The sequence below is a fragment of the Hymenobacter artigasi genome (assembly GCF_012275535.1).
GTDB lineage: Bacteria > Bacteroidota > Bacteroidia > Cytophagales > Hymenobacteraceae > Hymenobacter > Hymenobacter artigasi.
Genome location: NZ_JAAVTK010000013.1, coordinates 135,273 through 157,247 on the forward strand (window position 1 = coordinate 135,273; position 21,975 = coordinate 157,247).

Below are 21,975 nucleotides of genomic sequence, written 5' to 3' on the forward strand. Positions count from 1 at the left end.
CCGGGTGGAAAGCGGCCGTGGGGTCGGGGCAAACAGACCAATGATTTAGAACAGCGGCGGATGCTTTTCGTCGAAATCAGTGGCATCCTGGTAGGCCTTGGCCAGGGCCAGCAGGGTGCCTTCCTCATACAGCTGGCCCATGAAGGTGATGGTGGTGGGCAGGCCAGCGGCCGTGAAGCCGTTGGGCAGGGCTATGGCGGGCTGGCCGGTAAGGTTGGTGAGCACGAGGTTGGCGCTGAACGAGGGCGCGATGTAGCAGTCGAAGCCCTTGAGCTGGGCGTCCATCTGCTCAATGAGCAGGCTGCGCACACGCTGGGCCTGCAGGTATTCCACGGCTGGAATGAAGCGGGCCGAGCGGAAGCCGTTGGGCCAGGCCGAGCGGTTCTGGAGCACCATCTGGCCGTCGCGGCCCGAGCGGGTGAGGTCGTCGAACGCCGCCGCGCCCTCGGCCGTGAGCACGAATCGCAGCGCGGCGGGCGAGATGGCCGGCAGCTCTAGAGGTACCAGTTCCACGCCCAGCTTGCGCAGCACGTCGAGGGTGGCCTGGTCGTTGGCTTTGGTAGGGTAGTTCTGGTCGAAAGCTGCCTTGAGGTAGCCGACGCGCAGCTTTTTGATATTGGTGCCGAAGGCGTACTGGAAGCGGTTGGGAGCCAGCATAGTGGCGGGGTCGCGGGCATCGGGGCCGGCGGCGCACAGGGCGGCCAGCACAATGGCGCAGTCCTCGGCCGAGCGGGTGAGGGGGCCGGCTTTGTCCATGGTCCAGCTCAGGGCCATGGCCCCGGCACGGCTCACGCGGCCGTAGGTGGGGCGCAGGCCGGTCACGCCGCAGGCCGTGCTGGGGCTGATGATGGAGCCGAGCGTTTCGGTGCCCATGGCAAACGGCAGCAGCCCCGCCGCTACCGCCGAGGCCGAGCCCGCCGACGACCCGCTGGAGCCCTTGGTCACGTCCCAGGGCGTGCGGGTTTTCTCGCCAAACCATACGTCGCCCTGGGCCAGCTCGCCCAGCGTGAGCTTGGCGCACAGCACGGCCCCGGCGGCGCGCAGGCGCTCCACCACGGCCGCGTCCTCGTCCAGGGTCTGCTCTTTGTAGGGCACCGAGCCCCAAGTGGTTTTGTAGCCCTTGGCGCTGAATAAATCCTTCACCCCGAAGGGAATGCCGTGCAGCGGCCCCCGGTATTTTCCGGCTTTAATTTCCTGGTCGGCCTGCTGGGCCTGTTGCAGGGCTAGGTCCTCGGTGAGGGTGATGACGCAGTGCAGGCGCGGGTCGTACTTTTTCAGGCGGGCCAGAAAAAAGGTGGTCAGCTCCTCGGAAGTTACCTGCCGGGTGCGCAGCAGCTCGCCCAGCTGCCGCACGGTATAAAAAGCCAGGGCGTCGCGGTTGGCGGGCAGCTTCACTTTGGCGGATTCCGGCAGCTTGCCGGCATTGCTGTTAGTGGCGGAGAGCTGCGCCTGCCGCATCCGCAGCGGGCGTGGGTCGAACACCACGGACGGAGCAACGCTATTGGGCAGGGGGATTTTGCGCAGGGCCTCGTAGCTGTCGCGGTAGCCCGTGAGGTTGCGGCGGGTCGAATCGAGCTGGGCATCGTTGAAATTCAACCCGAAAACCTGCTGCGCGGCGCGCAGAATGGGTACCGTAATTTCATCGGGGGCGGTGGGGCGGGCCACAAAGGCCCCGGCTATAAAGCAGGCGCCGCCGAGCAGCAGCGAGGGAAGAAGTTTTTTCATGCAAAACGGGGCTAAGGAATGAGGTCTGCAAACAGTTTCAGCAGCACTTGTTCTTCGTGCTGCCAGCTGAGCTGGGGGGCGGCGCGGCGGCAGTTTTCGGCCAGGTGCTGGTAGCGGGCGGGCTCGTCGCGCAGCAGGCGGTTGAGGGCGGCGGCCAATGTAGCGGGTTCCAGGTCGCTCACCAGCTCGGCCACGTCGAACTGGTCGTTGAGGGCGCGATATTCGGGGAAGTCGATGAGCACCTGCGGGATGCCGGCGTGCACGTAGTCGAAGAATTTATTCGCCAGCGAATAGTAGTAGCTCAGGCCGATATTCTCCAGCAGCATGATGCCCACGGCCGCGTGCCGCGTCACGTCGCGCAATGCCTCCGGCAGCACGAAGCCCCGGAATTCAACCTTCCCTACCGGGTTCGAGGCGGAAGCCAGCAGCCCCAGCCGCTCGGCCCGCTCGCGCAGGGCGGCCGAGAGGTCGCCTTCGCCGCAAATCACCAGCCGGCCCGCCACCTGCGGCATTGCATCAATCAGGCTTTCCAGGCCCCGGCCCACATTCAGCGCGCCCTGGTAGAGGATGTAGCCGCCGGGAGGTGCCGCGGTGGGGGCGGGGGGCAGCGCCTCGTTGGTACGCAGGCGGCTCACGTTGCGCACCACGGCGAAGGGCCGGCCGTAGCGCTGCTCAAACACCCGCGCCAGGGCCGGGCCCACGGTGTAGGCCAGCCGGGCGCGCGGCACGATGAAGCTCTCCACCCAGCACCAGAGGCGCTGCACGGCGGGCCGGGCCACCACCTCGGGCACTTCCGTAAATAGCTCGTGGGCATCGTACACGAAGGGCTGGCTACTCAGCCGGGCGCGCAGCCACACGGGCAGGGCCGTGTCGAGGTCGCAGGCGCACCAGGCGGCAGCGCGCTGGCCCAGCAGGTAAAAAAACAGCCGCAGGTTGTATTCGAGGTAAAAAAACTTTCCCTTTTGAAACCAGCCCCGCAGCCGGTGCTGGTGGTAGGGCTGCGGCGTGAGCGGGGGCGAAGTAGGCCGCTGCCAGCCCACTAGCTGCACCCGGTAGCCGGCGGCGGCCAAGCTGCCACAGATGCGCTGCATGCGCTGGTCGAAGCACAAATCGGTGGTGACGGTGAAAAGCAGCGGCTTGGTTGGGAGCGGCAATGGGGGAGTGGGGCAAGGGCTGGCCATGCGGGCACGGCCGGGGTTATTTTATTTTGGTCAAATTTACACCGCCGCCTCGCAGCGCGGTGGCTATCTTAGCCGGAAATATCAACCGGTAGTACGTGTCATTTATGGCTTCTTTTTCGGCTACTTCCACTGCCCGCCCCGTGGCACCGCCCCTGGCGGCGTTGCTCGACCAGCTTGGCCAGATGTACCTGCTGGCCGATTTGAAGGGTACTATCATCGACGTAAATGAGGCCCTGCTGGCCCTCACGGGCTACACCCGCGATAAGGTGCTGGGGCAACTCTACCACCAGCTGTTTTCCCCGCCGGCCGAGCGCGAGTCTCGGCGGCGCGAATTTTTCGAATGCATTGATAATCAGGTTTTAAATGCCAGGTACGAGCGTTCGGTACTGACGCGCACGGGCCAGCTGCGCTACCTGACCTGGCAGGCCGGCTTCACGCACGATGCCGCCGGGCGCGTTACGGGCATGTGGCTGGCCGGGCACGAAGTTGCCAGCCACAGCGTGGTGAGCCCGGCCCTGGCCGGCGACAGTACCCACCTGCAGGACTTCCTCGATAATGCCCAGGACCTGGTGCAGCACCTCGGGGCCGACAACGGCTTCCTGTTTGTGAACAAGGCCTGGAAGGAAAAGCTGGGCTACACCGATGCCGAGCTGGCCACCCGCACCCTGGCCGATGTGGTGCACCCCTACTACAAGGCCAAGCTGCTCTACCAGCTGCGCAACCTGTACGACGGCGAGCCGGTGAACAAGGTGGAAACCGTGTTTCTGACCAGCCAGGGCAAGCCCGTGCACCTCATCGGGAGCATGAACGTGGTGCGCGAGGAAGGCCAACCGGTGAGCAGCCGCGCCATTCTGCACGACATTACCGACCGCATCAAGGCCGAGCGCCTGCAAAAAGTCTACTACAGCATTGCCAACCTGGCCATTTCGGCCAAGGACTTGCCCAGCCTCTACGGGGCCATTCACCGTGAGCTGAGCAAGATTATCGAAACCAGTAACCTGTTCATCGCCCTCTGCGACGATGCGCGCACGCAGCTGCAGTTCGTATACCACGTCGACCAGCATCCGCAGGCCCGGGCACAGGGCACGCGGCCGTTTTCGGCGGGCGTGTCGGAATACATCATTGCCGGCGGGCAGCCGCGCTACCTCACCCACACCGACTACCAGCAGCTGGTGCGCAGCGGGGTTGTCACGGCCTTCGGGCAGGCCCCGGAGGTGATGCTGGCCTCGCCGCTGAGCATCGGCGACCGCATTATCGGGGTGCTGGCCGTGCAGGACTATGGCCGGGCCGATGCCTACACGCCCGGCGACCTCGACGTGCTGCACTTCATCTCGAACCAGGTGGCGCTGGCCATTGAGCGCAAGCGCAACGAGGAGCAGATTGGCAAGCAAACGGCCCGGCTCAACGCTATTTTCGAGAGCGGCTCGCACGTGATGTGGACGGTGGACACCCGCGCCAACCTCATGAACTTCAATCGCAACTACGCGGCCCTGTTCCTGCGGCGCAACGGCACTTACCCAATGCGCGGCCTCAACCTGTGGAAGGCCGACCTGGAAAATATGCCCGCCAACGAGCGCGACACCTTCGTGGCGCACTACGACGCGGCCGCCAATGGCCAAGCCCAGCGCTTCGAGATGCGCCTGCGCGACGCCCGGGGCTACGATGTGTGGACGGATATTTACCTGAACCCGATTTACCTGGGCGATGGCTCGTTTGAGGAAATTTCGGCCATTGCCCACGACATAACCGAGCAAAAGCGTGCCCAGCTGGCTTTGGAAGGGCAGGAGGAGAAGTTTCGCTCCATCTTCGAGTCGTTTCAGGACATTTACTACCGCACCGACGAGGAGGGCCTGGTTACCATCGTCAGCCCCTCGGTGCGCGACGTGCTGGGCTACGAGCCCGAAGAAGTGCTGGGCAAGGCCGTGGCCGATTTCTACGTGGACACCGCCGACCGGCTCCGGGGCAACGAGGAGGTGGAGCGCAGCGGCGGCCTGCGCAACTTCGAAACCCAGCTTCGGCACAAGGACGGCTACCCGGTGAGCATGCTCGTGAATGCGCGCATTGTGGGCGAGGGCCTGGTGGGCACCCAGGGCATTGCCCGCGATGTAACCGAAATCAAGCAGATGCAGGACGACCTGCGCCACGCCAAAGACGAGGCCGAAGCCGCCCTGGAGGCCAAAACCCAGTTCCTGGCCAACATGAGCCACGAGCTGCGCACGCCCATGAACGGCATCATCGGCATGATTGACCTGCTCGACCAGACGGTGGAAACCGACGAGCAACTCGACTACGTGGACACGCTGCGCAAGAGCTCCGACGCGCTGCTCACCATTCTCAACGACATCCTGGACCTGTCGAAAATCCAGGCCGGCAAGCTCCAGATTCACGAAGCGCCCATTGAGCTGCAGGCCGTGATGGAGCGCATCCGCGCCCTGTTCATCTACCGGGCCGAGCAGAAGCACATCCGCTTCACCTACCACATCACGCCGCACACCCCGCGCTACGTGATAACCGACGAGGTGCGCCTGCTCCAGATTCTGTCCAACCTGGTGGCCAACGCCATCAAGTTCACCAACGAAGGCACCGTGGGCATCGTGGTGAGCAGCGTGAGCACCGACGGCGAGCTGCACACCCTGCGCTTCGCGGTGCAGGATTCGGGCATCGGTATTTCGAGCGATAATGCCAGCCTGCTCTTCACCAATTTCACCCAGCTCGACACCACGCCTAGCAAGGCCTACGGCGGCACGGGCCTGGGCCTGAGTATCAGCCGGCAGCTGGCCGAGCTGCTGGGCGGCGAAATCGGGGTGTTGTCGGACGAGGGCGAGGGCTCGGTGTTCTGGTTCACCATCAGCGCCCGCGAGGCCCACCACGTCGACCCGCCCACCGTGGCCCCGATACGCGAAGCCGCGTTCCAGCCCTTCGAGGCCGCCCCGCAGGTGCTGCTCGTCGATGATAACGCCATCAACCAGAAGGTGGGCCAGCGCCTGCTCACCAAGCTGGGCTGCGATGTGACCATTGCCGGCAGCGGCCCCGAGGCCATTCGACTGGTCAGTACGCCGGGCATTAGCTACAACATTATTTTCATGGACATCCAGATGCCGGACATGGATGGAGTAGCCGCCACCGCCGAAATCCGGCGCCTGCTGGGGGCCGCCTGCCCGCCCGTGGTGGCCATGACGGCCTACTCCATGCAGGAAGACGCCGGCCGCTTCATGAGCCAGGGCCTCGACGACTACGTGGGCAAGCCCGTGAAAAGCCGCCACCTCTACGAAGTGCTGCACCGCTGGCTGCGGCCGCGGGCCATGCCCGCCCTTCTACCGGCAGTGGCCGCCGCCGCCCCGAACAATGGTGCCGCCCCCGCTCCGCTACCCGCGCCAGTCGTGGCCAAGCCGCAGGAGCCCACGCTCGACACCAATATTCTGCACCAGCTGATAGAGCTGGGCGGGGCCGAATTTGCGTCCGACCTCTACCAGGAGTTTGAGCAGGAAGCCGGCGATTTGCTGCGCGACGCCGCCCCCCTGGTGGCCGAAGCCAACTTCCGCGAGCTCCTGCCCATGCTGCACCAGCTCAAGGGCACGGCTTCTACCCTCGGCGGGGTGGCCCTGGCCGCGCAGGCCCGGCACCTTGAGCATCAGTTCAAAGAGGAGCGTCTGGATGAAGGCGCCGTGGGGTTTCAACTTTTGGAACATTACTTTGCACAGTTCGTGGCCGAATACCCCGGCGCAGTCGAGCGTGCTGCCAACCCATCTGCCGCCTAAGCGCGGTGAATCTCTTACTGCTCTACCCTATGAACCCAATCCAAAACCCTTCGAAAATGTCCGCCGAACCCGCATCCAAAACCATTCTAATTGCTGAGGACAGCTCGGTAATTCTCAATCTTACCCGCAAAATTCTGGAATTGCAGAAGTATAAAATCGTGCTGGCTAAAAACGGCGGCGAAGTACTGAAGCAGCTGGAAAGTAATGCGGTAGATTGCGTGCTGATGGACATCAATATTCCGGTGAAGGACGGCATGCAGTGCACCCGCGAAATCCGCGCCCACGCCGACCCCAAAATCAACAAGCTGCCCATCATCGCCATCACCGGCAACGCCAACAACTACTCGATGGACCAGTTCCGCGAGGCCGGCGTGACCGACTACCTGCCCAAGCCGCTCGATTTCGACGCCCTGGTGCGCGTGGTGAAGCAGTACGTGGGCTAAGGAGAGAATTATGAATTATAAATTATGAATTATGAATGGGGTTTGCGGGGGGTATTCGCTTTCGGGTAGTCTCTGCTGCCGTCGCCATCTATAATTCATAATTTATAATTCATAATTTGAACGCAGTGAAAGTAACATTCTTAGGTACGGGTACGTCCTCCGGCGTGCCAATGATTGGCTGCACCTGCGAAGTGTGCCGCTCGCTCGACCACCGCGACCAGCGCCTGCGCGTGTCCGTGCACCTGGAAGTGGACGGCCGCAGCTTCGTGGTCGATTCCGGCCCTGATTTCCGCCAGCAGATGCTGCGCGCCCGCATTAGCCACCTCGATGCGCTGCTCTTCACCCACGAGCACAAAGACCACACCGCCGGCCTCGACGACATCCGGGCCTTCAACTTCCGGCAGAAAACCGACATGCCGGTTTTTGCCGAGCCCCGCGTGCTCCAGCAGCTCCGGCAGGAGTTTGCCTACATTTTTGCCGAGCACAAGTACCCTGGCGTGCCCCGCGTGGTGCTGCACCCCATCGAGCGCGATGACGTGCCGTTCGACGTGCTGGGCGTACCCGTGCTGCCCCTGCGGGCCATGCACCACCGCCTACCGGTGCTGGGCTTCCGCATCGGCGGCTTCTGCTACCTCACCGATGCCAACCACCTCGGTCCCGAAACCCGCGCCCAGCTCCGCGACGCCGACGTTATCGTGCTCAACGCCCTGCGCCGCGAGGAGCACATCTCGCACTTCACCCTGGCCCAGGCCGTGGCCGTGCTGGAAGAAGCCGCGCCCAGACGTGCCTACCTTACCCACATCAGCCACCAGCTGGGCCTGCACCGCGAAGTAGAAGCCGAACTGCCGCCCTGGATTCGGCTGGCGTATGATGGGCTGAAAGTGGCAATATGAACTAACCGCTATGCCTGCACCTGATAGGCGATTACGGCGAACCAGTTGGTAATCATAGCCATATTTGTCTCCAACTCATACTCAGCTTGCGATGAAAGTTATTAATATTGAAGAGAAATTTGGTCAATTCAGCGACCATTGGCACCCGCGTGTAGTGGCCGATTTGAACGGGCAGCAGGTGAAGCTGGCCAAGGTGCAGGGCGAATTCATCTGGCATAGCCATGAAGCCGAGGATGAGCTGTTTTTCGTGGTGAAGGGCCAGCTGCACATCGAGTTCCGTGACCATACGGCCACCATTAATGCCGGCGAAATGCTGGTGGTGCCGCGCGGCGTCGAACATCGGCCCCATACCAGTCAGGAAACCTGGATAATGCTCATGGAGCCCCAGGCTACCCGGCATACCGGTGCCGTAGAGCACGACCTGACGCGCCACGACCAGCCCCGGATTTAAGCGGCCCCGTGCATACCAATTACTACTTCCTGCGCCAGCTGGCCCCCGCCCTCACCGAGCGGCTGCGGGGCTACCGCGTGGCCGTGTGCTTCACCCAGGAAAAGGACGAGCTGGTCATCGGCCTTACCAACGGCACGGCCGAATTCTGGCTGAAAGCGCAGCTGGGGGCCAACTTTCCCGCCCTGGCCCTGCCCGAAACCTTCCAGCGCGCCCGTGCCAATTCCGTCGATTTGTTTCCGGATATGCTGGGCGAGCAGGTCGAAACCGTGGCCGCCTGGCCCCAGGACCGGGTAGTGCAGCTCAATTTCCGCAGTGGTGCCCGCCTCGTGTTCAAGCTCTACGGCCCGCGCCCGAACGCCATTTTTCGCATTGCGCCCGATGGCAAGGCCCAGCTCTTCCACCAAAAGCTGCTGGCCGATGCCGACCTGCGCCCCCAGGCCCAACCCACGCCACCCCCAGCCGAAACCCCAAATTCATCCGAATCAGCGCAATTCGTCAAATCCGTTAAATCTGCGGTCCCGAAACTCCCGCCGCCGCTGGCCGACCTGCCCCTGCGCTACCTGCGCCAGCAAGGCTACGACGAGGCCCCGTCCGAAACCAAAACCCGGCAAGTGAATCAGGTGCTGGCCCAGCTCGAAAAGCCCGCCCATTACTACCTCATTCAGCTCGACGGCCGCACGCGGCTCAGCCTGCTGCCGATAGGGGAGGTGCTGGAAACCTTTGCTGGTGATGACCCTGTGGCCGCCCTGCGCCGTTTCGTGCCCATGGCCCTGGGCCGCCGCGCCCTCGAAATGGAAACTAAGCAGCTGCGCCAGCTGCTGGAGCGCCGCGCCGCCGAAGCCGATACCGCCGCCGCCCATGCCCGCCAGCGCCTCCACGCCCTGGCCCACGAAGCCGGCTACCGCCACACCGCCGACCTCATCATGGCCAACCTGCATGCCATTCCGGCCGGAGCCACGCAGATTGAGGTGGTTGACTTTTATACCAACCTTCCGCGGCTCATCAAGCTTAAGCGCACCGAAAAACCCCAGTTTACCGCCGAAAACCTCTACCGAAAAGGCAAAAACCAGCAAATTGAAGAGCGCCAGCTCACCGAGCGCATTGCCCGCCGCGAGGCCGAAGCCCTCTCGGCCCTGGAGCGCCTCGAAGACATGGATACCCAGCCCGCCCTGGCCGAGCTACGCGGCCTGCGCACCTGGCGCAAGCAGCACGGCCTCGACCCCACGCCCACAGCCGCCAAGGCGGCCACGGAGCTGCCCTTCAAGGTATTTGAGGACCGGGGCTTCACCATCCTCGTGGGCCGCAACGCCGTGAACAACGACCTGCTCACCCAAAAATATGCCCACAAAGACGACCTCTGGCTGCACGCCAAAGACGTGACGGGCTCGCACGTCGTTATCCGGCACAAGGCGGGGCAGCCCGTGCCCGAGCCCGTGGTGGAGCACGCCGCCATGCTGGCCGGCTGGTACTCGCGCCGCCAGCACGACACGCTGTGCCCGGTCACGGTCACGCCCAAGAAATTTGTGCGCAAGCCCAAAGGCGCGCTGCCCGGCCAAGTGGTAGTTGAGCGCGAACGGGTAGTGCTGGTGAAGCCCGGCAACCCGTTTGATGCGCAACAGTAGTGCGAAGCGGTGCTTCGCAACCGTGAAGCAACTGGGGCGCGAAGCACCGCTTCGCACTACAGCAAAAAGCCCGCTGCAATTGCTTGCAGCGGGCTCTTCTTGTTTGCGTGCGCGCGGGGAGATTCGAACTCCCACACCCGAAGGCACCACCCCCTCAAGATGGCGTGTCTACCAGTTTCACCACGTGCGCAAATGAGAGCAACTAAACCGGGTATTCGGCCGAGGCCGGCGTCGCTGAGGTAGCTTAGCGGGTGCAAAGATAGGAGGCGAAATCGGCTCCTACAACCTTCTGCCACGCTTTTTCATCAACAGTCCATCATTCAGTCGTTTACCTTGTGGTTTCGTAGAAGAAGGCGGTGAGCTTTCTCAATCCTACTGTTCATTTGGCCATGAATTCCACCTTCAAATCGTCTCCTACTTCCTTTTTTGGCCGCATGGCCGAGGGTATTACCAAGTTTTCGGGTTCCACGGCTGCTTTTATCGGGGCGTCGGCCATTATTGTCATCTGGGGCGTGACGGGGCCGTTGTTTCATTATTCCGAAACTTGGCAGCTGGTCATCAACACGGGCACCACCATCATCACGTTTCTGATGGTGTTTCTCATTCAGCGGGCGCAGAACAAGGATTCGCTGGTGCTGCACCTCAAGCTGAACGAGCTGATTGCGGCTACGCAGGGGGCCAGCAACCGCCTCATCAACGCGCAGGATTTTTCGGAGGAAGAAATCAAGCTGCTTCACAATTTCTACTGCGCGCTGGCCGAATTGGCCAAAAAGGACAGCGACCTCGGCAAAACCCATTCGGTGGAAGAGGCCGAAGACAACGAGAGTGACAAGCTGGAGGCGCGGGTCGAAGAAGGTACCAACTAGCCATCAGCTTTCCCCTGGTTGCAAGACCGAAAAAGGGCTGCCGCAGATTATGCGGCAGCCCTTTTTCGGTCTTGCAACCCGAGCAATTACTCGGCGCGGGTGAGGGGCGAATCGACTACGTGTTCCGACACGAACCAAACCTGCATTTCGTTCGTGCGAACAAGCTGGCTCACGATGAGGTCGTTGGAGCCGTCATCACCTGACTCATCGGCTTTTTTGGCGTAGTCGTGGCAATTCTTGAGGATGCGCTGGTGGCCGTCGAGCAGGCGCGATACCTGCACGGGGGCTTCTTCCCGGTCGCGGGGGACGCGGGGAATGCTGCTGAGCTCGGCCACGTCGTGGGCCATGGCCACAGCCACGCCGCCCAGAATCTGGATGCGCTCGGCAATGGCATCGACCAATACCGCTTGCTCTTCGTAGTGCTTGTCAAACAGCAAGTGCAGCTGGTAGAACGTGGGGCCCACTACCTGCCAGTGGTGCTTTTTGTACATGTCGCGCTGCGTGATTGTGTCGGCCAGCAGCTGGTTGAGCATGGTTACGCTTTCCTGGCGGGTGGCTTCGTCGAGGCCAATGGGCAGGCGCTGGCTCACGGTGCCGTAGCGTTGGGTGGGAGCGGGGGCGTGGTTTTGCTGGTTGAGAATGGGCTGAATGTCGACAGCGGCGTTGGAACCGGCACCTTTGCCGGTATTGCTGGCGTTTTTGGCGGGGGCTTTTTGGGCGGCCGGGGCGGCAGCTTTCTTGGGTGCGGCAGTTTTGGGTGCAGCGGTTTTGGCAGGAGCAGCCATAATGATAAAAACGAGTGAGGTGAGGGAAGCTGCCGAAACATTTCGGCACCAAAAATTCTATGTTCTTCGTACGTAAAGCACCCGGCCGGGTTCAGGCCACATTCTTAAAATTTCCTTTATGACCGAACCAACAAAGACGACGACCCAACTGCCCCACGACGTGCATCCCGAGCACCACCTTACCAGCTCGGCCATGTTGCAGGACGTGGTCATTGGATTGTCCGACGGCCTGACGGTGCCCTTTGCACTGGCCGCGGGGCTGAGCGGGGCCGTGTCGTCTTCCAGCCTGGTTATCACGGCGGGGCTGGCCGAAATAGTGGCGGGCAGCATTGCCATGGGCCTGGGCGGCTACTTGGCCGGCCGCACCGAGGTAGAACACTACGCCTCGGAGCTGGGCCGCGAGCACCGCGAGGTGCAGGAAGTGCCGGACAAGGAGCGCGCCGAAGTAGACGAGCTGCTGGCCGATATGGGCCTCTCGGCCGAAACCCGCCGCCAGGCCGTAGCTGAGCTCACCGCCGACCCCGAGCAGTGGGTGAAGTTTATGATGAAGTACGAGCTGGGCCTGGAGGAGCCCGACCCCCGGCAGGCTCCCAAAAGCGCGGTCACCATCAGCCTGGCCTACGCGGTGGGCGGGCTGATTCCGCTCAGCGCCTACTTCGTGACCGACACGCCCCAGCAGGGGCTGGCGTGGTCGGCGGCCATCACGCTGGTGTGCCTGTTCGTGTTTGGCTATTTCAAGAGCCGCATGACCGGGCAGCCGCCCGTGGCCGGAGCCGTAAAAATGGCCGTGGTGGGTGCGCTGGCGGCAGCGGCGGCCTTTGGCATTGCGCGGGCCGTGGGCGGCTAGGCCGCCGCCCCGACTTTCGCGTAGGCATTCCTTTCAATCCTTGTTTTCAGCAAGCTGCTCATGAAAGTTAACTATCCCGAAACGCCCGCCGTGCAGGTCAGGCACAAGTCCTTCAAGCTGGCCGATGTCGACCCGGATTCGGAGAAGCCGTTCAAGCATCGCCTCACCAACCAGGACGAGGCCCACCCGTTTATGGATGCCCTGCGCCATCGGCTCTGCGAGCTGCAGGAGCTACTGTATGCCGAGCACCGGCACAGCATTCTGCTGGTGTTTCAGGCGATGGATACGGGCGGCAAAGATGGCCTTATCGAGAACCTGCTCACGGGCGTGAACCCGGCCGGGGTGCAGGTGGCCAACTTCAAAGCGCCCTCCACCGATGAGCTGAACCACGATTTTCTCTGGCGCATTCATGCCCAAACGCCCAAGCGGGGCCGCATTGGGGTGTTCAACCGCTCACACTACGAGGATGTGCTCATCACCCGCGTGCATGGCCTGATTGACGACGACACGGCCCGGCAACGCTTCGAGGATATCAATAATTTTGAGCAATTGCTGACCCGCAACGGCACGCGCGTGCTCAAATTCTTCCTGCACATCTCCAAGGACGAGCAGGCTGAGCGCCTGCAGGCCCGCCTCGACGACCCCACCAAAAACTGGAAATTCGACCCCAACGACCTCAAAGAGCGCGCCCTATGGGACGACTACCAGCGCGTGTATGAAGACGCCCTGCGCCACTGCTCTACCGATGATGCCCCTTGGTTTGTGGTGCCCGCCAACCACAAGTGGGTGCGGGACCTGGCCATTGCCGAAATTGTGGTAGCTGTGCTGGAAGAAATGAATCCGAAGCCACCCAAGCCGAATTTCGACGTGAGCGCCCAGGTGATTGTGTAAGTGCTGGATTCTAGTGCTGGTCCAACTGGCGCGAGTTTAGCGCAGCGTAACTCGTGCCAATTATCGGGGGAGGCTGTGCTTCCCATTTGAACGGTCCGTTTGAGCAGTGCGGCTGGTGCGGGGCCGGATTGCCGCTGGCGCGGCAGGGGAGGCACAGCCTCCCCATCATGGCCGGCACGAGTTACGCTGCGCTAAACTCGCGCCAGCGCCTTGCCTTACACGGTTACGGCGCTGGTTGCTTCCTCCTCCTTGCGCTCGCCGATTTGCTGGCGCCACATGGCGTAGTAGAGGCCCTTTTGGGCCAGCAGCTCGGCGTGGCCGCCCTGCTCGGCAATGTGGCCGCGCTCGAGTACAAAGATGCGGTCGGCGTGCAGGATGGTGCTGAGGCGGTGGGCAATGAGGATGGTCATGTGCTGGCGCGAGCCGGAGAGCTTGCGTACCGTCTTGCCGATTTCCTCTTCGGTGAGCGAATCGAGGGCCGAGGTGGCTTCGTCGAACACCATGAGGGTGGGCTTGCGCAGCAGGGCGCGGGCAATGCTGAGGCGCTGCTTTTCGCCGCCCGAAACCTTTACGCCGCCCTCGCCAATCACCGTATCGAGGCCGAGCGGGGCGCGGGCCAGCAGCGTATCGGCGGCCGCCTGGCGCAGGGCCATCAGGCATTCCTCGTCGGTAGCGTGGGGAGCCACGAAGCGCAGGTTCTCGCGGATGGTGCCGGCGAATAGCTGCGTGTCCTGCGTCACGAAGCCAATTTGCTCGCGCAGCTCATCGAGGTCGATTTCATCGCCGGGGATGCCATTGTATAGAATCTGGCCGGCCAGGGGCGGGTAGAGGCCCACCAGCAGCTTCACCAGCGTGGTTTTGCCCGAGCCGGAGGGGCCCACGAAGGCAATTGTCTCGCCGAGCTTTACCCCGAAGGAAATATTGGTGAGCGCCTTGCCCTTGGCCGTGAGGTGCTGGAAGCTGACGTGGTCGAAGGCCAGGTTGTCGATGTGGGCTACCGACTTGGGGTGGGCCGGCTTCACGTCCTTGGGCGTGTCGAGAATCGTCTGGAAATTGCCCAGCGAAATCTCGGTTTCGCGGTACACGCCAATGATGTTGCCCAGCTCCTGCAGCGGCCCGAAGATGGAGAACGAGTAGATGAAGAACGAGAAAAACTGCCCCAGGCTGATGTGGCGCTGCACCAGCAGGTACAGCAACAGGAGCACAATCACGTTGCGGAGCAGGTTCACGAAGGTGCCCTGCACGAAGCTCAGCGAGCGCAGGTAGCGTACCTTGCGCAGCTCCAGCTTCAGAATTTTGTCGGTGGTGGCGTTCAGGCGCTCGGTTTCCTGCTGGGCCAGGCCCAGGCTCTTGATTAGTTCGATGTTGCGCAGGCTCTCGGTGGTGGAGCCGGCCAGGGCCGTGGTTTCAGCCACGATGGTCTTCTGAATAACCTTGATTTTTTTGCTCAGGAAAAAGCTCAGAATGCCCAGCAGCGGGATGGTGAGAAAGTAGCCCAGCGCAATGGGCCAGTACACCGTGATGGCGTACCACATCACGAAAATGATGCCCACCAGCGCCGTAAACAGCACGTTCACGAAGCTCTGAATGAGCTTTTCTACGTCAATCCGCACCTTCTGGAGCTTGCCCAGGGTTTCGCCCGAGCGCTGGTCCTCAAATACCTGGTAGGGCAGCTCCAGCGAGTGGCGCAGGCCGTCGGAATACATCTTGGCCCCCAGCCGCTGGGTGATGACGTTGACGTAGTAATCCTGGAAGTTTTTGGCAATGCGCGACACCATGGCCGCGCCCAGCATGAGCCCGATGTAGGGCAGGGCCTCGCGCAGAAATGGCCCGAACGGTACCAGGTGTATCGCACCCAAATCGCCGCCCTTGGGCGCAAAATGGTCGATGAGCTTGCGGAAGAAATACGGGTCGAGCAGCGAAAATACCTGGTTTACGGCGGCCAGCCCGAGGGCCAGCGCCAGCAGTGGCCAATAGTTGCGCAGGTAGCTATAAAGGATTTTCATGAGAACACACAAGTGGCCCGGTCAGTAGCCCGGTTGGGCCGGCCGGAAGACAAGCAACCCGGCCGGCGCGGCAATGGTTTGATATAACGCCCGGGCTGGGGCGCGGTTTAGTGGCTACGCAAAGAAAGGCGTGTCACTCCGGGTTGAGTGGGCCGCCGGCCTGTCAGGCACAGCGCTCAGGCTGCTGCCCGGGCGGCGGGGCGGCTGCGCAGTGCCAGCACCACCGCCAGCAGCACCAGCGACACGATGGCCGGCAAGCCATTGGCCAGGCCGCCGGGGATTTTGGTGGCGTGCATGAAAATGGCCCCCAGCATGATGACGATGAGGCCCAGGGCCGCCGGGCGCACCGTGCGCGGCACCAGCAGCCCAATGCCGCCCAGCACCTCGGCCACGCCAATGAAGCCGCCAAACCAGCCCGGCAACCCCAGATTGCCAAACATGGCCATGGTGCCATCAAACGCCATTAGCTTCTGGCTGCCGGCATAAATGAAGGAGGCGGCCAGCAGCGCCTGCAAAATCCAGGCAATGATGTTGCGTACAGATGGACTCATGAGTGAGGAAGGGAAAGGTGAAAAAAGGTGGTAAAGCGCGATGCGGTGGTCAGCTTGCCAGCTTCACTTTGTTCACGGTGCGCTCTGATTTATTGCGATTTATATTTTGCCGGCTGGTGTAGCAATGCATCTCTGCAGCTGCACCGTGTATCTGGTAAAGTTCCGCTACATGGCGCAAAGATGCGTCGCTACACCGATGATGGGCCCATCCAAACGGGAGGGACAGCAGGATGACGGCTGAGCTGCCATCGTGTTTTAACAAAAAGTGAATTACCGGAATTTTTGCGGTCGAATATTGTTTTAAAGCTAAATATATAATTAACTTTATTTTGTTGTGATAAGGAGTGCCCCGCACCGTTCTTGCCCCCGGCTCGGGTCCGGTCAATTGAGACAACAAGCAAAATAATCGACGATATGATGAAAAAAATAATGATAAAAGTTTAATTTAAGTACTTATCATCAAGATATCCGTAGTTATCCATTAGGAATGGAATTATAATATTGGCGAAATTTGTAGCAACATTGCGCGGAAAGCTTCTGCAAATTGTCAGATTATCTTGCTTATTCCTATTCGATTGCTGGCTAAATCCTGTTTGCTATGCACGTTATATACCATGAGTTACTGCCGGAGAGCTACCTGCTCATTCTGGCTCCCGGCCGGCCGGGCCAGCCGGAATCGGTGCTCGCGCGCTGGTTGCGGCGGGCGCAGCGTAGCGGCAAGCCCTCGGTATGGGTTGATTGCGGCATGTTGGATTCGCTGTCGGCCGAAGCGGCGCGGCTGCTGTGGGATACCCATTTCCAGCTGCAGGAGCAGCACGCCCAGCTGGTGCTGGTGCACGTGCCCGAACGCGTGAAGCGCGAGCTGTTGGAGCAGGAGCTTGGCCCCGCGCCCTGCATCGTGCCCACCCTGCTCGACGCGGCCCGGCAGGCCCACTGGCACGACTGGAGCATGGAAGCTTAAGAAGCTGTTTGAGTTAAATCTTCTGATTTTAGATGGTGTAGAGACGCATCTTTGCGTCTTGTCGTTGGGCAATTTCCTTCAACGACGAGACGCAAAGATGCGTCTATACACCGTTCCAGCGGTATTCTTCGCTAACTTAAAATAGCTTCTAAGCGACTTTCCAAATTGGTATTTGAGCGGACAGCCAACGAAAAGCCGGCCGCCTGCTTGTTTCGATAAGCCCGCCGGCGGCCCGCGGGGCGCTAGTCTTCGGGCGTGGCAATGGTAGTAGGGCTGCCATTAAGCAGGAATTCGCGCAGGCGGTTGATGTGCTTTTTGATTTCTTTCAGTCGCTCTTCCTGATGCGTGGGGTAGGCCTCCGCGCTGCGGGCCGCTATGCCGGTGAGCAGGTTTTTGCGCTCCTCCATCATGCGCAGCGCTACCCACAGGGTTTCTTCGAGGTGCTGCTGCGAATTGTGCAGCAGGCTGTCGGCGGTGAAGGCGTGACCGGTGTGGCAGCGGTAGCGCAGTACCCGGCCCTGGTTCACCTCCCAAAGGCTGCCGCCGCAGTCGGGGCAGGTGAGGGGCACCTGGTGCCCGATTTCAGCCACGGCCGCAACGTCGCCCACCACTCGTTCCGCAATGGCGGCTTCCTGCTTGAGGTCCTCGGGGATGTCGGGCTGGCGCGGGGGGGCGGCACTGTGCGTGATTTCGTCGAGCAGGGCCGCCATCTGGCCCAGGGGCACCACGTAGTCCACGTCCACATTGTGCAAAGCCGATTCGGGCATGCTGGGAAATTCGGCCTCGCCGGGGTCCTGCACAATGGCAATGCCGCCGCAGCGCTTGATGAATTCCAGGCCGGCCGTGCCGTCGTGCAGCATGCCGGTGAGCACGATGCCCACCGCACGCGCGCCATAGGCCACGGCTGCCGAGCGGAACAGGGCATCGGCGGCGGGGCGGTAGTGGTTTTCGCGCGGGCCTTTGGTCACCAGCAGGTGGGGCACGCTGCCGTCCTTGGCCAGCAGGTGGCGGTCGGGCGGGGCCAGGTAAATGGTACCGGCCTTCAGGTGTTCGCCGTCGGTGGGCAGGCGGCAGGGCAGGGCGGTGTGGCGGGCCAGGCGCTCGACGAGGTGCTGGCCGTTGGAATCGGGGGCAAAATGCTGCACCACCAGGATGGCGGCGGGCAGCGCGGCAGGGAGGCGGGTCACAAATTCGACCAGGGCGGGCATGCCGCCGGCCGAAGTGCCAACGACAATGAGATAAGCAGGCGCTGACATAAAGGAAAGAAGTGCGAGAGGTGGCATTTTCTACGGGAAATATCCGGGGACGGCGAAGGGCTCGGGCTTTTTCCGGTAAATTTGTTTTGGGCCTACTCCCGGGGCGACTGCGTGCGCCAATGCAAACGGGCGCCATCCGCCGCCTGGCGCGCCGCCGGCAGCATTTCACCGCAGCCCCTCGCCATACCCGTTGCCTCATGAATCCCCCCGACTCCGCGCCTGCCCCCGACTTAGCGCCTGCCGCCGGCGAACCCGGCATTCTCATCACCCCGCCCGCAGAAATGCCCCGCGACGGCGATGAGCCCATTACCCCCGTGCTGGCCCGCGAGGTCCGGCACCCGGATTTCTCGCCCGATAAGTTTCCGCTGGTGGCGTTGGGCGGCTCGGCGGGCTCGCTGGCCGCGTTTGAGCGGTTTTTTCGGGCCATGCCGGCCGATAGCGGCATGGCCTTCGTGGTTATCACGCACCTCTCGCCCGACCAGGAATCGGAGCTGGCGCAGGTGCTCCAGCACTTCACCACCATGCCGGTACGGGAAGCCAGCGATGGCCTGCGCGTGCGCCCCAACCAGGTGTACGTGATTCCGCCCAACCGCGACATGAGCATTCTGCACGGAATGCTGCTGCTGTTTGCGCCCACCCAGCCCAAGGGCCGGCGGCTGCCCATCGACTTCTTTTTTCAGAGCATGGCCAAGGATGCGCGCGACCGGGCGGTGTGCGTCATCTGCTCGGGGCTGGGTTCCGATGGCACGCTGGGCCTGAAAATGGTGATGGAAAACTTCGGGATGGTGATGGTGCAGGCCCCCGAAACGGCCGAGTTCGACTCGATGCCGCGCTCGGCCCTGGCCACCGAGTTTGTGGATTTTGTGCTGCCCGCCGAGCTGCTGCCCGCCAAGCTGCTGGCCTACATGCGCCACCCCGCCACCCGCCCGCGCCGCGAGGAAGCCGAAAGCGCCGCCCGCCCGGCCCACGCCCTGCAAAAGATTTTTCACCTCATCCGGGCCAAAACGGGCCACGACTTTAGCTTTTACAAGCGCAACACGGTGTTCCGGCGCATTGAGCGGCGCATGAACTCACACCAGATTCGGGAGTTTACCCACTACGTGCGCTACCTCCAGGAAACCCCGGCCGAGGTAGATGCCCTGTTTAAGGAGCTGCTGATTGGGGTAACCAAATTCTTCCGCGACCGCGAGGCGTTTGAGCAGCTGAAGGTGCGCCTGCTGCCGCTGCTGCGCCTCAAGCCCGCCGACAGCACCGTGCGGGTGTGGGCCCCCGGCTGCTCGACGGGCGAGGAGGCCTACAGCCTGGCCATTGTCCTGCTCGAATGCCTGGACGGCCTGGAGTCCACCGCGTACCTCAAGCTCCAGATTTTTGCCACCGACATCAACCCCGACGCCATCGACTTTGCCCGCGTGGGCATCTACCCCGACAACGTGGTGTCCGACGTGAGCCCCGAGCGGCTGCGGCACTACTTTGTCAAAACCGAGGACGGCTACCGCATCAAGAAAGAAGTGCGCGACGTGGTGGTGTTTGCCGTGCACGATTTGAACAAGGACGCGCCCTTCACCAAGCTCGACCTGCTGGTGTGCCGCAACCTGCTCATCTACTTCAGCACCGAGCTCCAGAAAAACCTCATCCCCATCTTTCACTATGCTCTGATTACGAATGGCGTGCTGTTTCTGGGGCCGAGCGAAAACCTCACCGGCTTTCAGGACCTGTTTCAGTCGCTGGACGTGAAATGGAAGATTTCGCGGCGTACCGACACGCCGTCGTCGCTCATTCGGCTGGCCAATTTTCCATTTGCCCTGGCCCGGCAGCATGCCCTGGCTCCGTCCGCTTCTGCCGCTAGTCCCATGATGGCTCACACCGCCCGCAAAGATTCTCCGTTTGCTGCGCTCGTCCAGCGCGTGCTGCTGCGCCAGTACACGCCGCCCGCCGTGGTCATCAACCCCAAGGGCGAAATTCTGTACGTGAACGGCCGCACCGGCCGCTTTCTGGAGCCGGCCCCCGGCCTGGGCGCCATGAACGTGTTTGACATGGCCCGCGAAGAGCTCAACTACGAGCTGAGCGAAGCCGTGCACAAGGCCGTAGCCACCCGCCAGGACGTGGTGGCCGAGGGCGTGAAGCTGCGCCTCGAAACCGGCGTGCAGCTTCTACGCCTCACGGTGAAGGTGCTGGAAGAAGGCGAGCCCCTGGCCGGCCTGTTGCTGGTGGTGTTTGAGGAGCAGCCCACGCCCCGGCGGGTGCGCCTGGGCAAAGCCACCCTGGCCCCCGACCACGACGCCCAGGTGCAAACCCTGGAAAAGGAGCTGCAATACACCAAGCACCGCCTCCAGACCACTATTGAGGAGATGGAAAGCAGCGTGGAAGAGCTCAAAAGCACCAACGAGGAGCTGCAAAGCGCCAACGAGGAGCTGCAAAGCACCAACGAGGAGGCCATGACCAACAAGGAGGAAATGCAAAGCCTGAACGAGGAGCTGATGACCCTCAACATGCAGTACCTCAACAAAACCGAGGAGCTGAGCCAGGCCGCTAACGACATGAAGAACCTGCTCGACGCTACGGAAATTGCCACCATCTTCCTCGATAATGAGATGGTGATAAAGCGTTTCACGCCGCCCGTGCACCGCATTGTGAGCCTGCTGCCCAGCGACGTGGGCCGCCCCATCATGCACTTTGCCAACACCCTGCGCCACGAAACCCTGGCCCAGGACGTGCGACAGGTGCTCGACCGGCTGGTGACCGTGGAGGCCAACATTCAAACCACCCAGGGCGAGTGGTACGTGATGCGCATTCTGCCCTACCGCACCCTGGATAACTACATCAGCGGGGCCGTTATCACCTTCACCGACATTACGGCCCTCAAAACCCTGGAGGCCCAGCTGCAGGAAAGCGCCCGCTTTGCCGAAAGCATTGCCGAAACCCTGCGCGAGCCCCTGCTCGTGCTCGATACCGAGCAGCGGGTACTGGCCATCAGCGAGGCCTTTGCCACGCTGTTTGGGCTCGACCGCGACCGCAGCAAGGGCCAGCTGCTGCGCGAGCTCGACGGCGGGGCCTGGCAGCAGCCCTCCCTGCGCGAGCGCCTCGAAACCACCCTGCGCCACCCGGAGCAGCCCTTCCTGAATTTTCCCTACGTGGCCGATTTCCCCAAGGCCGGCCCCCGCACGCTGCGGCTGTTTGGGCGGCCCCTCACCAGTGGCGGGGCGCGCACGGGGCGCCTGCTGCTGGGCGTGGAAGTAGTGCCCGCCTAGCCGCCGGCCCTACGCCCGCTGGGCCGCCTGGGGGGCCGCCTGGCCCGTGGCAATGAAGCCGCGCAGCGCCGCCGCCAGCTCGGGCCCGGTGCGGGCGCGCGGCACGCGCAGCGCCTGGTTGTCGGCGGGCACGTGGGCCAGCAGGTCGCGCACCTCGTTGGGCCGCACGAAGCGGAGCACCATGGCCCAGCCGGCAAAGCTGGGTTCCAGGCAGGGGCCTTCGGCCAGAATGTGGCAGTCGCGGTGGCGTGGGTCGCGCACAATGCGGTTATGGTAGAGGTGCCGCACGGCCGCTTCTGCGCCTTCGAGCAGCTGCAGGAACCGGCCGTCGGCGGTGTGGAGCAGCACGCCCGTAATGCCGTGGGTACCGTTGTAGGCCTGCGCCTGTCGATGCAGGGCCCGCAGCGCGGGCGCATTGAAAGGCACCATCGCCTGGCTCTGGTAAATGAGTTGGTATGTCCTCATAATCGAAAAAGTGCGTGGGGTACAGC

The 21,975-nt window shown here is 62.5% G+C and carries 17 protein-coding genes and 1 tRNA gene; 10 read left to right on the forward strand and 8 right to left on the reverse strand.

Going from position 1 to position 21,975, the window contains the following annotated elements:
* Window positions 1-45 precede the first annotated feature (45 nt).
* Both HBN54_RS18460 and HBN54_RS18465 read right to left on the reverse strand, forming a co-directional pair.
* On the reverse strand, window positions 46-1,725 hold the full coding sequence (locus HBN54_RS18460) for an amidase (protein ID WP_168674699.1): 1,680 nt from the start codon (window positions 1,723-1,725) through the stop codon (window positions 46-48).
* Between the two features lie 11 nt (window positions 1,726-1,736).
* Complete coding sequence (locus tag HBN54_RS18465; protein ID WP_168674700.1) at window positions 1,737-2,879, reverse strand: glycosyltransferase; 1,143 nt, start codon at window positions 2,877-2,879, stop codon at window positions 1,737-1,739.
* A gap of 131 nt (window positions 2,880-3,010) precedes the next feature.
* On the opposite strand from HBN54_RS18465, the gene HBN54_RS18470 reads away from it, so the two are divergent.
* The 5 genes from HBN54_RS18470 to HBN54_RS18490 all read left to right on the forward strand — a co-directional run bounded on the left by HBN54_RS18470 (window position 3,011) and on the right by HBN54_RS18490 (window position 10,073).
* Window positions 3,011-6,664, forward strand: a complete 3,654-nt coding sequence (locus HBN54_RS18470; protein WP_168674701.1) for a PAS domain S-box protein — start codon at window positions 3,011-3,013, stop codon at window positions 6,662-6,664.
* Between the two features lie 56 nt (window positions 6,665-6,720).
* Complete coding sequence (locus HBN54_RS18475; RefSeq protein WP_168674702.1) at window positions 6,721-7,107, forward strand: response regulator; 387 nt, start codon at window positions 6,721-6,723, stop codon at window positions 7,105-7,107.
* A gap of 125 nt (window positions 7,108-7,232) precedes the next feature.
* Window positions 7,233-8,000: an MBL fold metallo-hydrolase gene (locus tag HBN54_RS18480; RefSeq protein WP_168674703.1), complete on the forward strand. Its 768-nt coding sequence runs from the start codon at window positions 7,233-7,235 to the stop codon at window positions 7,998-8,000.
* A gap of 91 nt (window positions 8,001-8,091) precedes the next feature.
* Window positions 8,092-8,451: a cupin domain-containing protein gene (locus HBN54_RS18485; RefSeq protein WP_168674704.1), complete on the forward strand. Its 360-nt coding sequence runs from the start codon at window positions 8,092-8,094 to the stop codon at window positions 8,449-8,451.
* Window positions 8,452-8,459: 8 nt separating this feature from the next.
* Window positions 8,460-10,073: an NFACT RNA binding domain-containing protein gene (locus HBN54_RS18490; protein ID WP_168674705.1), complete on the forward strand. Its 1,614-nt coding sequence runs from the start codon at window positions 8,460-8,462 to the stop codon at window positions 10,071-10,073.
* Between the two features lie 108 nt (window positions 10,074-10,181).
* On the opposite strand, the gene HBN54_RS18495 is transcribed toward HBN54_RS18490, so the two are convergent.
* A tRNA-Leu gene (locus tag HBN54_RS18495) sits at window positions 10,182-10,263 on the reverse strand.
* Between the two features lie 199 nt (window positions 10,264-10,462).
* Here HBN54_RS18495 and HBN54_RS18500 point away from each other — a divergent pair.
* Window positions 10,463-10,939 (forward strand): low affinity iron permease family protein, encoded by a 477-nt coding sequence (locus HBN54_RS18500; protein ID WP_168674706.1) that lies wholly within the window; start codon window positions 10,463-10,465, stop codon window positions 10,937-10,939.
* 86 nt (window positions 10,940-11,025) lie between these two features.
* Here the strand turns inward: HBN54_RS18500 and HBN54_RS18505 are convergent, their stop codons facing one another.
* Window positions 11,026-11,724: a Dps family protein gene (locus HBN54_RS18505; protein ID WP_168674707.1), complete on the reverse strand. Its 699-nt coding sequence runs from the start codon at window positions 11,722-11,724 to the stop codon at window positions 11,026-11,028.
* 118 nt (window positions 11,725-11,842) lie between these two features.
* Between HBN54_RS18505 and HBN54_RS18510 the strand changes: the two genes are divergently transcribed.
* Both HBN54_RS18510 and HBN54_RS18515 read left to right on the forward strand, forming a co-directional pair.
* Window positions 11,843-12,571, forward strand: coding sequence for a VIT1/CCC1 transporter family protein (locus tag HBN54_RS18510; protein WP_168674708.1), 729 nt, complete (start codon window positions 11,843-11,845; stop codon window positions 12,569-12,571).
* A gap of 60 nt (window positions 12,572-12,631) precedes the next feature.
* Window positions 12,632-13,462 carry a polyphosphate kinase 2 family protein gene (locus HBN54_RS18515; protein WP_168674709.1) on the forward strand — a complete coding sequence of 277 codons (831 nt, stop codon included), beginning with the start codon at window positions 12,632-12,634 and terminating at the stop codon, window positions 13,460-13,462.
* A 215-nt stretch (window positions 13,463-13,677) separates the two neighbouring features.
* Here HBN54_RS18515 and HBN54_RS18520 read toward each other — a convergent pair whose 3' ends face one another.
* Together HBN54_RS18520 and HBN54_RS18525 are read right to left on the reverse strand one after the other, a co-directional pair.
* A complete protein-coding gene (locus HBN54_RS18520; RefSeq protein ID WP_168674710.1) occupies window positions 13,678-15,468 on the reverse strand; it encodes an ABC transporter ATP-binding protein in 1,791 nt (596 codons plus the stop codon).
* Between the two features lie 176 nt (window positions 15,469-15,644).
* Window positions 15,645-16,019: a DoxX family protein gene (locus HBN54_RS18525; protein WP_168674711.1), complete on the reverse strand. Its 375-nt coding sequence runs from the start codon at window positions 16,017-16,019 to the stop codon at window positions 15,645-15,647.
* Window positions 16,020-16,617: 598 nt separating this feature from the next.
* Between HBN54_RS18525 and HBN54_RS18530 the strand changes: the two genes are divergently transcribed.
* On the forward strand, window positions 16,618-16,980 hold the full coding sequence (locus HBN54_RS18530; RefSeq protein WP_168674712.1) for an STAS domain-containing protein: 363 nt from the start codon (window positions 16,618-16,620) through the stop codon (window positions 16,978-16,980).
* Window positions 16,981-17,222: 242 nt separating this feature from the next.
* Here the strand turns inward: HBN54_RS18530 and HBN54_RS18535 are convergent, their stop codons facing one another.
* Window positions 17,223-18,236, reverse strand: a complete 1,014-nt coding sequence (locus HBN54_RS18535; protein WP_168674713.1) for a chemotaxis protein CheB — start codon at window positions 18,234-18,236, stop codon at window positions 17,223-17,225.
* Between the two features lie 197 nt (window positions 18,237-18,433).
* On the opposite strand from HBN54_RS18535, the gene HBN54_RS18540 reads away from it, so the two are divergent.
* Window positions 18,434-21,484 (forward strand): CheR family methyltransferase, encoded by a 3,051-nt coding sequence (locus tag HBN54_RS18540; RefSeq protein WP_168674714.1) that lies wholly within the window; start codon window positions 18,434-18,436, stop codon window positions 21,482-21,484.
* A gap of 9 nt (window positions 21,485-21,493) precedes the next feature.
* On the opposite strand, the gene HBN54_RS18545 is transcribed toward HBN54_RS18540, so the two are convergent.
* On the reverse strand, window positions 21,494-21,949 hold the full coding sequence (locus tag HBN54_RS18545; RefSeq protein ID WP_168674715.1) for a BLUF domain-containing protein: 456 nt from the start codon (window positions 21,947-21,949) through the stop codon (window positions 21,494-21,496).
* Between the last annotated feature and the right edge of the window lie 26 nt (window positions 21,950-21,975).

Excerpts from the sequence above, each read along its gene's own strand:
- HBN54_RS18460 (WP_168674699.1), bottom strand. The coding sequence starts at position 1,725 with ATGAAAAAACTTCTTCCCTCGCTGCTGCTCGGCGGCGCCTGCTTTATA.
- HBN54_RS18470 (WP_168674701.1), top strand. The coding sequence starts at position 3,011 with ATGGCTTCTTTTTCGGCTACTTCCACTGCCCGCCCCGTGGCACCGCCC.
- HBN54_RS18475 (WP_168674702.1), top strand. The coding sequence starts at position 6,721 with ATGTCCGCCGAACCCGCATCCAAAACCATTCTAATTGCTGAGGACAGC.
- HBN54_RS18485 (WP_168674704.1), top strand. The coding sequence starts at position 8,092 with ATGAAAGTTATTAATATTGAAGAGAAATTTGGTCAATTCAGCGACCAT.
- HBN54_RS18500 (WP_168674706.1), top strand. The coding sequence starts at position 10,463 with ATGAATTCCACCTTCAAATCGTCTCCTACTTCCTTTTTTGGCCGCATG.
- HBN54_RS18505 (WP_168674707.1), bottom strand. The coding sequence starts at position 11,724 with ATGGCTGCTCCTGCCAAAACCGCTGCACCCAAAACTGCCGCACCCAAG.
- HBN54_RS18510 (WP_168674708.1), top strand. The coding sequence starts at position 11,843 with ATGACCGAACCAACAAAGACGACGACCCAACTGCCCCACGACGTGCAT.
- HBN54_RS18515 (WP_168674709.1), top strand. The coding sequence starts at position 12,632 with ATGAAAGTTAACTATCCCGAAACGCCCGCCGTGCAGGTCAGGCACAAG.
- HBN54_RS18520 (WP_168674710.1), bottom strand. The coding sequence starts at position 15,468 with ATGAAAATCCTTTATAGCTACCTGCGCAACTATTGGCCACTGCTGGCG.
- HBN54_RS18525 (WP_168674711.1), bottom strand. The coding sequence starts at position 16,019 with ATGAGTCCATCTGTACGCAACATCATTGCCTGGATTTTGCAGGCGCTG.
- HBN54_RS18530 (WP_168674712.1), top strand. The coding sequence starts at position 16,618 with ATGCACGTTATATACCATGAGTTACTGCCGGAGAGCTACCTGCTCATT.
- HBN54_RS18535 (WP_168674713.1), bottom strand. The coding sequence starts at position 18,236 with ATGTCAGCGCCTGCTTATCTCATTGTCGTTGGCACTTCGGCCGGCGGC.
- HBN54_RS18540 (WP_168674714.1), top strand. The coding sequence starts at position 18,434 with ATGAATCCCCCCGACTCCGCGCCTGCCCCCGACTTAGCGCCTGCCGCC.
- HBN54_RS18545 (WP_168674715.1), bottom strand. The coding sequence starts at position 21,949 with ATGAGGACATACCAACTCATTTACCAGAGCCAGGCGATGGTGCCTTTC.